Raw genomic sequence first — 11,575 nt, 5'->3', positions numbered from 1 at the left:
CCGGCGCGGCGCGACAGCTCCCCCCGCGGAGCGGGCACGCCCGCAAGCTTTGCGGTTAAGCCGGAAACTTTCCTGCCATGCCAAGGGCTCTCCCTTTGGGAGAGCTGGCAAGCCCGTTTCCCTTTACGACCCTCTCCCGTGAAAAAGTAAATCGGGAAAATCCGCAGATTTTCCCGATTTACAAATCATAGAATGTTTTTCCGCTGATGATGCGCAGAGCAAAGCGGAGCGCATTTTAAATCCTTGTTCGAGCCACGGGCTTACGGGAACGGTACTTCCCGCACATCGTCGGGGTCCAGTCCGGCCTTGCGTTGCTCTTCAAACACGGCAGAGATCAGCTCGTCCAAGTCCTCTAAATGGGTCAGGGTGCAGCAGTAGCGGCGCAGGGCGGCGGCACCCTTCAGCCCCTTCATGTAGTGCATGGTCTGGGCACGCGCCTGCGGCATGGCCACAAACTCGCCCTTCTGCTCCACCATCTCCTCCACCTGACGGCGCAGCGCGTTCATCCGCGCCTGCAGGTTCGGCTCCTTGGGGGCAGGCAGCCCCTCCAGCGCGGCGTTCACCCGCTCAAACAGCCACGGGTCGCCCAGCGCGCCCCGGGCGATCATCACGCCATCGCAGTTTGTCTCCCGCACCATGCGCAGCGCGTCCTCGGCGCAGTGGATATCGCCGTTGCCCAGCACCGGCACCTTCACCGCGTCCTTTACCCGGGCGATGATCTCCGGGTCGATGCCCGGGGTGTACATCTGCTCCCGGGTGCGGGCGTGCACCGCCACCAGCGCCGCGCCCGCCTGTTCGCAGGCCTTGGCGCACTCCACGGCGGTGATGTGGTCGGCATCCCAGCCCTTGCGCATTTTTACGGTGACAGGGCGCTTAGTGTGCGCCACCACCTGCTCCACGATGCGCCCGCAGCGGTCGGGGTCCAGCATCAGCTTGCTGCCCGCCCCGCCGGAAACGATCTTGGGGGCAGGGCAGCCCATGTTGATATCCACAAAGTCAAATTCGTACTGCTCGATAGCGGCGGTGGCTTCGCCCATGATCTCCGGCACCTCGCCGAAGATCTGCACCCCGTAGGGTGCGCCGTTGGGTGCTGCCTTCAGCAGGCTGACGGTCTTGTGGTCGCCGTACACCAGCGCCCGGCTAGACACCATCTCGCTGACCGTAAAGCCCGCGCCGTGCTGTGCCATCAGGCGGCGGCAGGGGGCGTCCGTAAAGCCTGCCATAGGGCCGAACACCGCCCGGTGGGGCAGGGTGATATTGCCGATCTTCAAAGGTTCCATGGGTTCTCCTTGTATCTGTTTTATCAAAAAGGGGCTGCTGCACATTGTTTGGTGCAACAGCCCCTGTGGTTTTATGTTACATCTTCTCGGGTACGTTGATCTTGAACATGGTAAGCACGTTGAAGATGACGTTCTTCACGCCGATGCACAGGGCAAGGCGTGCCTGCTGCACGGCGGGGTCTGCGCCCTGAATGCGGCAGTTGCCGTAGAAGCGATGGAAGGCACTTGCAAGGTCGATGACAAAGCGGTTGATGCGGCTGGGGTCATATTTCTCAGCAGCCATCACGATCTCCTGCGGGAAGGCTGCCAGCATACGGATCAGATCCATCTCGGAAGGCTCGGTGAGCAGGGTGGCGTCGATGTGCTCCGCACCGGCAAACTGCACGCCCTCGCTCTCCATCTTCTTCAGGATGGAGCAGATGCGGGCGTGGGCGTACTGCACATAGTACACGGGGTTGTCGTTGTCGGTCTTGACGGCCTGATCCAGATCAAAGTCGATGCCGCTGCCGGCGTCGTGCATATTGAACAGGAAGCGTGCGCTGTCGATGGGCACCTCTTCCAGCAGGTCGGTCAGGGTGATGGCATTGCCGGTGCGCTTGGACATACGCACGGGCTGACCGTCCCGCATCAGGTTGACCATCTGCATCAGCACAACATCCAGATCCTCGCCGTGCAGACCGATGGCATCCATCGCGCCCTTCATGCGGGCCACATGGCCGTGGTGGTCTGCGCCCCACACGTCAATGGCCTTGGCAAAGCCGCGGGTAGCCAGCTTGTTGTAGTGGTAGGCGATATCGGCGGCAAAGTAGGTGGGAATGCCGTTGGCGCGGACGAGCACCTCGTCCTTCGCCTCTTCCTCGGTGCCGTCCTCGGTCTTTTTCTTGTTCACGGTGCCGTACTTGGCAGCGTACTGGGCGCTGCGGTACATGATGGCACCGTCCTCGGCCTTGTAGCAGGCACCCAGCTCCAGCAGCTTGTCCACCACAGCCAGCACTGCGCCGGACTCGTGCAGGGTGCTCTCGTGGAACCACACGTCGTAGTCGATGCGGTACTTGCCAAGGTCGCGCTTCAGCGCGGCGATGTTCTTGGGCAGGGCGTAGGCCACCAGCGCGTCCTTCAGGGCGGCAAAGGCCTCACTCTCAAACAGAGCCTCCTCGTCCAGCCCCTTGCAGGCGGCAACGTACTTGTCGCCGTTCAGCTCAGCGAACTCACCGGCCAGCACCTTGATGTCGCCGCCCTGATAGCACTCCTTGGGCAGGGGATAGGCCTCCTCGCCGCAGAACTGCTGCAGGTAGCGCACAGCCAGACTTTTGCCGAACTTCTGGATCTGGTTGCCGGCGTCGTTGATATAGAACTCGCGTGTCACATCGTAGCCGGACCAGTCCAGCACAGCGGCCAGACAGTCGCCCAGCGCGCCGCCGCGGGCGTTGCCCATGTGCATGGGGCCGGTGGGGTTGGCAGAAACGAACTCCACGTTGTACTTTGCGCCCTTGCCGTGGTTGGTGCGGCCATACTCCTTGTTGGCGCAGGCACCCAGCACCACACCTGCCCAGAAGCTCTGGGCTAGGAACAGGTTGATGAAGCCGGGACCGGCAACCTCCACCTTGGAGAACACGCTGTTTTCGATGGAAGGCAGATGTGCCAGCAGGGCATCTGCGATCATCTTGGGAGCCTTGCGCCAGGTGCGTGCACCGGCCATGGCGAGGTTGGAGGCGATATCGCCGTTTTTCACGTCGGCGGGGATCTCCACGATAAAGGCGGGCAGCTCTGCCTCGGGCAGGGTGCCGTCTGCCATAGCAGCCTTAGCGGCTGCGGTCAGCAGAGCGCGTGCCTCGTCCAGTGCAGCCTGCCGGGGGTTGTAGTTCTGGTAGGTCTTTTCAAAATCAGTCATGGGTCGGATTCCTTTCACAGTCTCAGGGAACTTCATCAATTCACATGGGTCACGGTAACTTCCAGCCGGTTGCGGCTCACCAGCTCGGCGCTGTCGGCATCCAGCAGGTAGGCAAACCGGGCGGTGCCGCCCTTTTCGGTCAGCTGACAGTCGATCTCGTCCGCGGTCACGCCCAAGGTCATGGAGCCGAAGCCGGTTTCGTAGTGGCACAGGTTGCGGCGGCCTTTTTCAATCAGCAGCTGGGTGCCTGCCCCGCCGCCCTTGCCGAACCGCAGCATTGCCACCCGGCTGCCGTCTGCGGCGATCTTCAGGGTGGTGGTGCAGCCCTCATAGCCGGTGGTCTCGGTCTCGCGGTAGGTCACATAGTAGCTGCCGCCCTTCAGCACAAAGCTGCCCCGGGTCATCAGCTCCACAAATTCTTCTTTTTCTTCCTCCGCAGCCGGTTCGTCCAGCCGCTGCTCAATGCGGCTTTTGATGCGGATGATATAGTCTTCCTTCAGTGGCTTGCTCACGTTGTATTTCCTTATCAATATTTATCAATGGCGATCTGCTCCACCGGGCCGCCCTTGTACTCGCCCAGAAACAGGTCTGCCGTCTGCACAAAGCTGTCCGGCACATCGCTGACGTAAAAGTGTGCCTGCCCGCTTTCATGGCTGGCGCGCAGCCCGCGCTCGGCAAGCATCCGCTCCAGATGGTGGGCGGCGGTCATGGCGGGGTCCACCAGCGTGACGCCCGGCCCCATAAACTCCCCGATCATGCTTTTCAGCAGCGGGTAGTGGGTGCAACCCAAAATCAGGGTATCCACCCCGGCTTCGCGCACCTCGGTCAGGTACTGGGCAATGACCAGCTTTGTGATCTGCTGCTTTCCGGCTTCGCTGTGATCCACATACCCGGCCTCCACCAGCGGTACGAACAGCGGGCAGGGGCGGGCAGTGATCTCCACCCCGGGCACCAGCTGCCGCAGCAGCTTTTCGTAGCTGCGGGAGCGGATGGTGGCGGCTGTACCAATGACGCCGATGCGGCGGTTGCGGGTGACAAAGGCAGCCTCCCGGGCGGCGGCATCTACCACACCAAGGTAGGGCACCGGCAGCTGGGCTGCCTCCGCAGCCGGGTAGGTGCTGCTCACCGTGCCGCAGGCCGCCATGATGCACTTGACGTTTTTGGAAAGCAGAAAGGCCACATCCTGCCGGGCGTACTGCAGAATGGTCTCCGGGCTGCGGCTGCCGTAAGGCACCCGGCCGGTATCGCCGAAGTAGATGATATCCTCATGGGGCAGGCGCTTGCGCAGCTCCCGCACACCGGTCAGGCCGCCCAGACCGCTGTCGAACACACCGATGGGGCGATTATCCATGCTGCTTTTCCGTCCTTTCCACCGCCAGTGCGATCAGACGGTCGATGAGCTGCGGCACCGGCAGACCCTCGTGCTCCATGAGCTTGGGGTACATGCTGATGGCGGTAAAGCCGGGGAAGGTGTTGATCTCGTTGATGAGCACCCGGCCGGTGTTCTTTTCCACAAAGAAATCGCACCGTGCCAGACCCTCGCAGTTCAGTGCGGTGTAGGCCATGGCGGCGTAGGTCTTTACCTCGTCCAGCTTGGCTTCCGGCAGATGTGCCGGGATGACGGTCTGGCTCACACCGTTCTTGTACTTATCATCATAGGTGTAGAACTCTGCACCGGCAAGGATCTCACCGGGACGGGTGGCAACAGCGGGGTCGGAGCCGATGACGGCGCACTCCACTTCCTGTCCGTCCACAAAGGCCTCAAACACCACCTTGCGGTCGTTTTCCAGCGCAAGGGCGATGGCGGCCTTCAGCTCCTCCTGACTGGACACCTTGGAGATGCCCACGCTGGAGCCTGCGTTGGCAGGCTTGACGAACACCGGCCAGCCCAGTTTTTGCTCTACACCGGCGCAAACGCCCTCCAGATCCTTCTCGATCTCCCAGCGGTTGGCGGCTACCCACTTGGTATGGGGCACGCCGTTGGCCTCGAACAGGGCGTTGGCTACAGCCTTATCCATGCACACAGAGCTTGCCAGCACGCCGCAGCCCACATAGGCGATGCCTGCCAGCTCCAGCAGACCCTGCACGGTGCCGTCCTCGCCCCACAGGCCGTGCAGCACCGGGATCACCACGTCAAGGTGCATCTTTTCCACCCGGCCGTCCGGGGTAAACAGGATCATGCCGTGGTCGGCGCGGTCCGGGCTGATCACGCAGGGCATATTGCCGGGCAGCTCTTCCCAGCTGCCGTCGGCCATCTGCTCCGCCGTGGCCTCGGTGTAGAGCCAGCGGCCCTCCTTGGTGATGCCCACGGTGAGCACCTCGTATTTGCTGCGGTCGATGTTGCGGACAAAGTTGCCCACAGAGACACAGCTGACCTCATGTTCGCTGGACATACCGCCAAACAACAGAGCCACGCACATTTTATTTGCAGACTGCATGATATCTCACTCCTATTTATAAAGCCCCGGTAAAGGGGCGGCTTCAAACCGGTAAAATGCCGTTTCGATTCATTATACAATATCTACGCCCGCGATGCAAGCAGAATGCAAAAAAGCTGCCTTGGGACAAAAAGACGCCGGCTGCAAAAAAAGTTTCTCAAAATCGCTTTTTTCTGCTTGACGGATTGAAAAACGCGTGGTACAATGATATCACCTCTTTTGCGGGGTTATTAAGTGCGCCTGTTTTTACAGCTGCCACCCGCACCCGAGGGAGGTTCAAAACAACCGTTATAATGGAGGTGTCAACAAATGACCGTTAAAATCACTCTGGCCTGCACCGAGTGCAAGCAGCGCAACTACAACACCACGAAGAACAAGAAGAACAACCCCGATCGTCTCGAGATGAAGAAGTATTGCCGTTTCTGCAAGAAGCACACCGTTCATCGCGAAACCAAGTAAAAGAAAGGCGGAGCATAATGGCAGACAAAACCGAGAAAAAGCCGGGCTTTGTGGCCAAAGCTAAAGCCGCTGTCAAGGGCTTCTGCGCACGGGTCGCAAAGTTCTTCCGCGATACCAAGAGCGAGTTGAAGAAGGTGGTTTGGCCGTCCAAGCAGGACGTCAAGACCAACACCATCGTCGTGCTCGTGACCGTCGCTATTGCAGCGGTTGTGATGATCCTGCTGGATGCCATCTTTGGTGGTATTCTGGGCCTGATCATCGGCGCCTGAGAATCATCTTGAAACGGAGGGTCAACCAAAATGGAAGAATCAACCAAGCTGGTAGATGAGTCCACTGAGGCTCTTTGGTATGTTGTGCATACCTATTCCGGTTACGAGAACAAGGTCGCCAACGACCTGCAGACCATGGTAGAGAACCGTCACCTGCAGGAGCTGATCTGCGACATCAAGGTTCCCGTCGAGATGGTTCCTGAGATCGACAAGAACGGCAAGCAGAAGATGGTGGAGCACAAGCTGTTCCCCGGCTACGTTCTGGTCAAAATGGTGATGAACGACGATACCTGGTATGTCGTGCGCAACACGCGCGGCTGCACCGGCTTTGTCGGCCCCGCCTCCAAGCCTGTTCCGCTGACCACTGAGGAAGTGGAGAAGATGGGTGTGGAGAAGGCTGCACCGCTGAGCGTCGATTTTGCTGTCGGCGATACCGTGCAGATCACCGCCGGTCCTCTGGAAGGCTTTATGGGCCTTGTGGAGGCCATTGATACCGAGAACTTCAAGGTGAAGCTCAAGGTCAATATGTTCGGCCGCGAGACCCCCGCAGAGGTGGAGATCGGTCAGGTCGAGCTGCCGTAACCAACCGGCAAGTTCCGTTTACCAAGGTAAGACCGCAGTGCGGTTCTTATAGAGCGTGTGCAGCGTGCACGCGCTCGTGGGAGGCGCAGAGACACTGCGCCGCAACTCACCACAGATTTTTGGAGGTGCATTTATCATGGCACAGAAAGTTACTGGCTACATTAAGCTGCAGATCGAGGCCGGCAAGGCGACTCCGGCTCCCCCTGTTGGCCCTGCTCTGGGTCAGAAGGGCGTCAACATCATGGCGTTCACCAAGGAGTTCAACGAGCGTACCAAGAACCAGATGGGTTATGTGATCCCCGTCGTCATCACCGTGTACGCTGACCGCTCCTTCAGCTTCATCACCAAGACTCCTCCGGCAGCTGTTCTGATCAAGAAGGCCGCTGGCATCAACACCGCTTCCGGCAAGCCCAACAAGGAAAAGGTTGCTTCTCTGACCGCCGCTCAGGTGGAGGAGATCGCCAAGACCAAGATGCCCGACCTGAACGCTGCTTCTCTGGAAGCTGCCTGCAGCATGGTTCGCGGCACCTGCCGTTCCATGGGCGTCACCGTCGAGGGCTGAGACATAAACAGTGGGAGGGCATAACACTGCCCGCATGACCACACAGGAGGATATACAATGAAACATGGCAAGCACTATGTCGACGCTGCAAAGCTGGTCGATTCTACTAAGGCATACGATGTGAACGAGGCTCTGGAGCTGGCTTGCAAGACCGCTTCCGCCAAGTTCGACGAGACCGTCGAGCTGCACGTCCGTCTGGGCGTTGATGGCCGTCACGCTGACCAGCAGGTCCGCGGCGCTGTCGTTCTGCCCAACGGCACCGGCAAGACCGTCCGCGTCTGCGCTATTGCTAAGGGCCCCGCAGCTGCTGCTGCCGAGGCTGCTGGCGCTGATATCGTTGGCGATGACGAGCTGATCGCAAAGATCGCCGGCGGCTTCATGGATTTTGACGTCGTCGTGACCACCCCCGATATGATGGGTCGCGTTGGTCGTCTGGGTAAAGTTCTGGGCCCCCGTGGCCTGATGCCCAACCCCAAGGCCGGCACTGTGGCTCCCGATCTGGGCAAGGCTGTCAGCGAGGCTAAGGCTGGTAAGATCGAGTACCGTCTGGACAAGCAGAACATCATCCATGTGCCCGTGGGCAAGGCTTCTTTCGGTGCAGAGAAGCTGTACACCAACCTGGACACTGTGATGGAGGCTATTGCCAAGGCAAAGCCCGCTGCAGCAAAGGGTACCTACTTCAAGAGCGCTACCATCGCCACCACCATGGGCCCTGGCATCCGTCTGAACACCCTGAAGTACGGTGTCTAATTTGAATTTCTGATATTTTTCTGCTGCCTGTTTACGGGTGGCAGAAAAATTTTGTCAGAAAATTCAAAAAAGCACTTGACAACGCCGCACGTTTGCGGTATTATAATCATGCTGTTTTTAAGACAGCAGGCGCTGGAGTCCAGTGTAAAGTTTTACCGCCTGCCGAGAAACGTGCGTAAAGTTGCTTTATGCCTCTCTCTCGGCGCAGTGCGCGGGAGAGAGGCTTTTTTCATTGCTCCGGCTTTCGATACAAGTTTTTGAAACGAGGTGAAACCGAATGCCCAGTGCAAAGATTCTTTCTGAAAAGCAGGCTTACGTCGCTGATCTGAAGGCAAAGTTTGAGAGTGCGGTTTCCGGCTGCGTCGTCGCTTACGGCGGCATTAACGTCGAGAACGACACCAAGCTCCGTAAGGAGCTGCGTGAGGCAGGCGTTGATTACATGGTCGTGAAGAACACCATGCTGCGTCTGGCAGTTAAGGGTACCGCTCTGGAGGGTCTGGCTGAGAACTTCAAGGGCGACACCGCTGTCGCTTTTGCTCACGAGGCTGACCCCATGGCTGCTGCCCGCATCCTGTGCAAGTATCAGGATGGCGATAAGTCCAAGAAGTTCGTCGTGAAGGCTGGCTTCATGGAAGGCAAGGCTATGAACGCCGCCGAGACCAACGCCATCGCAAAGCTGCCCAACCGCGAAGGTATGCTGTCCATGTTTGCAGGCGCCCTCACCAGCACTCTGTCTGGTCTGGCCGTTGCAATGCAGGCTTATGCCGACAAGCAGGAGGAGCCCGCTGCCTAATGGCCGCGTGACCGCCGCTTAACAAAAAACTGAAACAAACTAAAACCATTGATATTGGAGGGTTATTACCATGGCTTCTGAGAAGATTACTGCCATCATCGAGTCCGTCAAGGGCCTGACCGTTCTGGAGCTGAAGGAACTGATCGACACCTACTGCGAGGAGTTCGGTGTTTCTGCTGTTGCTGCTGCTGCTCCCGCTGCTGCTGGCGCTGCTGCTGCCGCTGAGGAAGAGAAGACCGAGTTCGACGTCATCCTGGCTGAGGCTGGCGCTACCAAGATGCAGGTCATCAAGGCTGTTAAGGAAATCACCGGTCTGGGCCTGAAGGAGGCTAAGGCTATCGTTGATGGCGCTCCCAAGGCTGTCAAGGAGAAGGTCTCCCAGGCTGAGGCTGACGACATCAAGAAGAAGCTGGAAGAGGCTGGCGCTAAGGTTGAGGTTAAGTAATTTAACCCCTTCTCTTACCGTTCTTTCTTGAACATCAAGAGGTCTGCACCGCAAGGTGCAGACCTCTTTTTTGTATCTCTCCGTGAAAAAAGGCTGCTGCACAAACCTGTACAGCAGCCTTTCGTGTTATTCTTCCGGTGCAGCCTTGCACTCCTCCACATAGGCTGCGATCTTGTCGATCTGGATCTGTGCCACGGCACGGCCGGTCTCATAAACGCGGCGCAGCTGGGCGGGATCGCGCTCCATAGAGGGAATTTCCAGCGGGATGGGCGGGCGGATGACGAAGGCGCGGCCGGACTGCTCCAGCATGGAAATATAGGACAGCGTCTCGTTGTAGCGCTGGTGCCGGTCTGCCACGGCCTCCACAAAAGCGGGATAGCGCACATACCTTGCCCGGATAAGGGGCAGCATCTTGTTTTTCTGCTTTACAAAACCCTTGGGCTGGGTCAGGATGATCAGGTTGCGCTTGTAGCCGATGGACTCGAAAAAGCGCACAGGAATGGAATCCGCAACACCGCCGTCCAGCAGCTGATAGTGGCCGATCTTCACGATCTTTGCAGCCAGCGGCATGGATGCCGAGGCCTGCATCCACCGGATATCCTCGGCGTCGCCGGTGCGGCACTTGTGGTAGATGGGCTCACCGGTGCGCACATCGGTGCACACCACAAAAAAGTCCATGGGGTTCTCCCGGAAAGCCTCGGTGTCAAAAGGGTCCAGCTTTTCCGGCACGGTATGGTAGCAGAACTGCTCGCTGTACAGGTTGCCGGTGCGCAGCAGGTTGCCAAAGCTGGCGTAGCGCTTGTCGGTGCAGTATTCCGTGTTGTAGCGGATGGTGCGCCCGATTTGGTGCGACTTGTAGTTGCAGCCGAACACTGCCCCCGCCGACACGCCAATGGCACCGTCCAGCTGGATGTTATGCTCCATCAGCACATCCAGTACGCCAGCGGTGAACATTCCGCGCATAGCGCCACCTTCCAGCACAAGTCCTGTTTTCATACCATTTTCCTCCTCGTCCGGTCAAAAATCCCGGATATTACCCTTCTCCTATTAAGAATAGTATACTCGAAAACCGCGAAAGAACAAGGGAGGATAAACCAAAAATGACCCGACAACCTCACGAAGTTTCGGTATTTTTGGACAAGGTCATACTTTTAGAAAAAACGAAGAGGTTTAGTGCCGTTTTTTTACGAATTTTGGCATGAAAACCCCTTGTCAAAGCGGGATGCTTCCGGTATACTAGGTGAAACATTATATCATGGGTGCGTGTGGCGCGCGCCCGGGAATGGAAAACAGGCGGGCACTTTTCACGGCGGGCGAGCCGGAGGCAGAAAACGCGCCTGCAAGGGTTGGAGGATATATTTTATGAAGATGCTGGAAGATCGTATCCGCAAGGACGGCATTGTGCGCGAGGGCAACGTGCTCAAGGTGGACAGCTTTATCAACCATCAGATGGACATCCCGCTGTTCCGCGAGATGGCACGGGAGTGGAAGCGCCTTTTTGCGGGCAAGCCCATCAATAAGGTGCTCACTATCGAGGCCAGCGGCATCGGCATTGCGGCTGTGGTAGCCAGCGAGCTGAACGTGCCGGTGGTGTTTGCCAAAAAATCTATGAGCATCAATCTGGACTACGACAACTACAAGACCCAGATCCAGTCCTTCACCCACAAAAAGATCTACAACGTCATCGTCTCCAAAAAGTTCCTCACCCCGGAGGACCATGTGTTGATCATCGACGATTTTCTGGCCAACGGCTGCGCCTTGATGGGTCTGCTGGAGCTGGCCGAGGAAGCCGGTGCCACCGTAGAGGGCATCGGCATCGCCGTGGAAAAGGGCTTCCAGCAGGGCGGCGAGCTGATCCGCAGCAAAGGCATCCAGCTGGAGAGCCTTGCCATCGTGGACGCTATGGACAGCACCACCGGCGAGATCACCTTCCGTCCCCAGCCGAACCAGAACTAAAAATCATGATACATTTCAGCGTAACGGAATGTCTGCGGACGTTCCGTTATTTTTTGTGGGTGAACTCCCTCAGGCAAAGTTTCCGGCTAAAGTGTAAAGCTTCCGGGTGTGCTAGCTCCCCCGGGGGGAGCTGTCGCGCAGCGACTGAGG

General features: G+C 58.4%; 14 protein-coding genes. 8 read left to right on the top strand and 6 right to left on the bottom strand.

Going from position 1 to position 11,575, the window contains the following annotated elements:
• Window positions 1-260: 260 nt before the first annotated feature.
• From dusB to WMO44_RS13715, 5 genes are all read right to left on the bottom strand, one after another.
• A complete protein-coding gene (gene dusB, locus WMO44_RS13735; RefSeq protein WP_349152912.1) occupies window positions 261-1,280 on the bottom strand; it encodes a tRNA dihydrouridine synthase DusB in 1,020 nt (339 codons plus the stop codon).
• A 76-nt stretch (window positions 1,281-1,356) separates the two neighbouring features.
• Window positions 1,357-3,171 (bottom strand): arginine--tRNA ligase, encoded by a 1,815-nt coding sequence (gene argS, locus WMO44_RS13730; protein ID WP_349152911.1) that lies wholly within the window; start codon window positions 3,169-3,171, stop codon window positions 1,357-1,359.
• 35 nt (window positions 3,172-3,206) lie between these two features.
• On the bottom strand, window positions 3,207-3,683 hold the full coding sequence (locus WMO44_RS13725) for a YwiB family protein (RefSeq protein ID WP_236131825.1): 477 nt from the start codon (window positions 3,681-3,683) through the stop codon (window positions 3,207-3,209).
• A 14-nt stretch (window positions 3,684-3,697) separates the two neighbouring features.
• Complete coding sequence (gene murI / locus WMO44_RS13720) at window positions 3,698-4,522, bottom strand: glutamate racemase (RefSeq protein WP_316539156.1); 825 nt, start codon at window positions 4,520-4,522, stop codon at window positions 3,698-3,700.
• On the bottom strand, window positions 4,515-5,609 hold the full coding sequence (locus WMO44_RS13715; RefSeq protein WP_055187012.1) for a D-alanine--D-alanine ligase family protein: 1,095 nt from the start codon (window positions 5,607-5,609) through the stop codon (window positions 4,515-4,517). Before WMO44_RS13715 ends, murI begins: the two co-directional genes overlap by 8 nt.
• 309 nt (window positions 5,610-5,918) lie before the next feature.
• On the opposite strand from WMO44_RS13715, the gene rpmG reads away from it, so the two are divergent.
• The 7 genes from rpmG to rplL all read left to right on the top strand — a co-directional run bounded on the left by rpmG (window position 5,919) and on the right by rplL (window position 9,469).
• A complete protein-coding gene (gene rpmG, locus WMO44_RS13710; RefSeq protein WP_005920501.1) occupies window positions 5,919-6,068 on the top strand; it encodes a 50S ribosomal protein L33 in 150 nt (49 codons plus the stop codon).
• A 17-nt stretch (window positions 6,069-6,085) separates the two neighbouring features.
• Entirely contained in the window at window positions 6,086-6,337 is a 252-nt protein-coding gene (gene secE, locus WMO44_RS13705) for a preprotein translocase subunit SecE (protein WP_005920499.1), read from the top strand.
• 30 nt (window positions 6,338-6,367) lie between these two features.
• Window positions 6,368-6,919, top strand: a complete 552-nt coding sequence (nusG, locus tag WMO44_RS13700) for a transcription termination/antitermination protein NusG (protein WP_349152910.1) — start codon at window positions 6,368-6,370, stop codon at window positions 6,917-6,919.
• A 136-nt stretch (window positions 6,920-7,055) separates the two neighbouring features.
• On the top strand, window positions 7,056-7,481 hold the full coding sequence (rplK, locus tag WMO44_RS13695; protein ID WP_005920496.1) for a 50S ribosomal protein L11: 426 nt from the start codon (window positions 7,056-7,058) through the stop codon (window positions 7,479-7,481).
• A gap of 57 nt (window positions 7,482-7,538) precedes the next feature.
• The gene (gene rplA / locus WMO44_RS13690; RefSeq protein WP_005920494.1) at window positions 7,539-8,231 is read left to right on the top strand and encodes a 50S ribosomal protein L1; all 693 of its coding nucleotides are present in this window, start codon (window positions 7,539-7,541) and stop codon (window positions 8,229-8,231) included.
• A 277-nt stretch (window positions 8,232-8,508) separates the two neighbouring features.
• Window positions 8,509-9,024 carry a 50S ribosomal protein L10 gene (rplJ, locus tag WMO44_RS13685; RefSeq protein WP_055187010.1) on the top strand — a complete coding sequence of 172 codons (516 nt, stop codon included), beginning with the start codon at window positions 8,509-8,511 and terminating at the stop codon, window positions 9,022-9,024.
• 70 nt (window positions 9,025-9,094) lie between these two features.
• Window positions 9,095-9,469, top strand: coding sequence for a 50S ribosomal protein L7/L12 (gene rplL / locus WMO44_RS13680; protein ID WP_055187009.1), 375 nt, complete (start codon window positions 9,095-9,097; stop codon window positions 9,467-9,469).
• A gap of 126 nt (window positions 9,470-9,595) precedes the next feature.
• Here rplL and WMO44_RS13675 read toward each other — a convergent pair whose 3' ends face one another.
• Complete coding sequence (locus WMO44_RS13675; protein ID WP_349152909.1) at window positions 9,596-10,465, bottom strand: patatin-like phospholipase family protein; 870 nt, start codon at window positions 10,463-10,465, stop codon at window positions 9,596-9,598.
• Between the two features lie 366 nt (window positions 10,466-10,831).
• On the opposite strand from WMO44_RS13675, the gene WMO44_RS13670 reads away from it, so the two are divergent.
• Complete coding sequence (locus tag WMO44_RS13670; protein WP_005920489.1) at window positions 10,832-11,425, top strand: xanthine phosphoribosyltransferase; 594 nt, start codon at window positions 10,832-10,834, stop codon at window positions 11,423-11,425.
• The last annotated feature ends 150 nt before the right edge of the window (window positions 11,426-11,575 follow it).

It is taken from the genome of Faecalibacterium tardum (assembly GCF_040096515.1).
In the GTDB taxonomy this organism is placed as follows: Bacteria; Bacillota; Clostridia; order Oscillospirales; family Ruminococcaceae; genus Faecalibacterium; species Faecalibacterium tardum.
Note: the sequence above shows the minus strand (reverse complement) of the source record. Positions and strands in the feature narration are given on the sequence as shown.

Bases quoted from the DNA above. Each gene is read 5' to 3' on its own strand.
- dusB (WP_349152912.1), bottom strand. From the start codon at position 1,280: ATGGAACCTTTGAAGATCGGCAATATCACCCTGCCCCACCGGGCGGTG.
- argS (WP_349152911.1), bottom strand. From the start codon at position 3,171: ATGACTGATTTTGAAAAGACCTACCAGAACTACAACCCCCGGCAGGCT.
- murI (WP_316539156.1), bottom strand. From the start codon at position 4,522: ATGGATAATCGCCCCATCGGTGTGTTCGACAGCGGTCTGGGCGGCCTG.
- WMO44_RS13715 (WP_055187012.1), bottom strand. From the start codon at position 5,609: ATGCAGTCTGCAAATAAAATGTGCGTGGCTCTGTTGTTTGGCGGTATG.
- rpmG (WP_005920501.1), top strand. From the start codon at position 5,919: ATGACCGTTAAAATCACTCTGGCCTGCACCGAGTGCAAGCAGCGCAAC.
- secE (WP_005920499.1), top strand. From the start codon at position 6,086: ATGGCAGACAAAACCGAGAAAAAGCCGGGCTTTGTGGCCAAAGCTAAA.
- nusG (WP_349152910.1), top strand. From the start codon at position 6,368: ATGGAAGAATCAACCAAGCTGGTAGATGAGTCCACTGAGGCTCTTTGG.
- rplK (WP_005920496.1), top strand. From the start codon at position 7,056: ATGGCACAGAAAGTTACTGGCTACATTAAGCTGCAGATCGAGGCCGGC.
- rplA (WP_005920494.1), top strand. From the start codon at position 7,539: ATGAAACATGGCAAGCACTATGTCGACGCTGCAAAGCTGGTCGATTCT.
- rplJ (WP_055187010.1), top strand. From the start codon at position 8,509: ATGCCCAGTGCAAAGATTCTTTCTGAAAAGCAGGCTTACGTCGCTGAT.
- rplL (WP_055187009.1), top strand. From the start codon at position 9,095: ATGGCTTCTGAGAAGATTACTGCCATCATCGAGTCCGTCAAGGGCCTG.
- WMO44_RS13675 (WP_349152909.1), bottom strand. From the start codon at position 10,465: ATGAAAACAGGACTTGTGCTGGAAGGTGGCGCTATGCGCGGAATGTTC.
- WMO44_RS13670 (WP_005920489.1), top strand. From the start codon at position 10,832: ATGAAGATGCTGGAAGATCGTATCCGCAAGGACGGCATTGTGCGCGAG.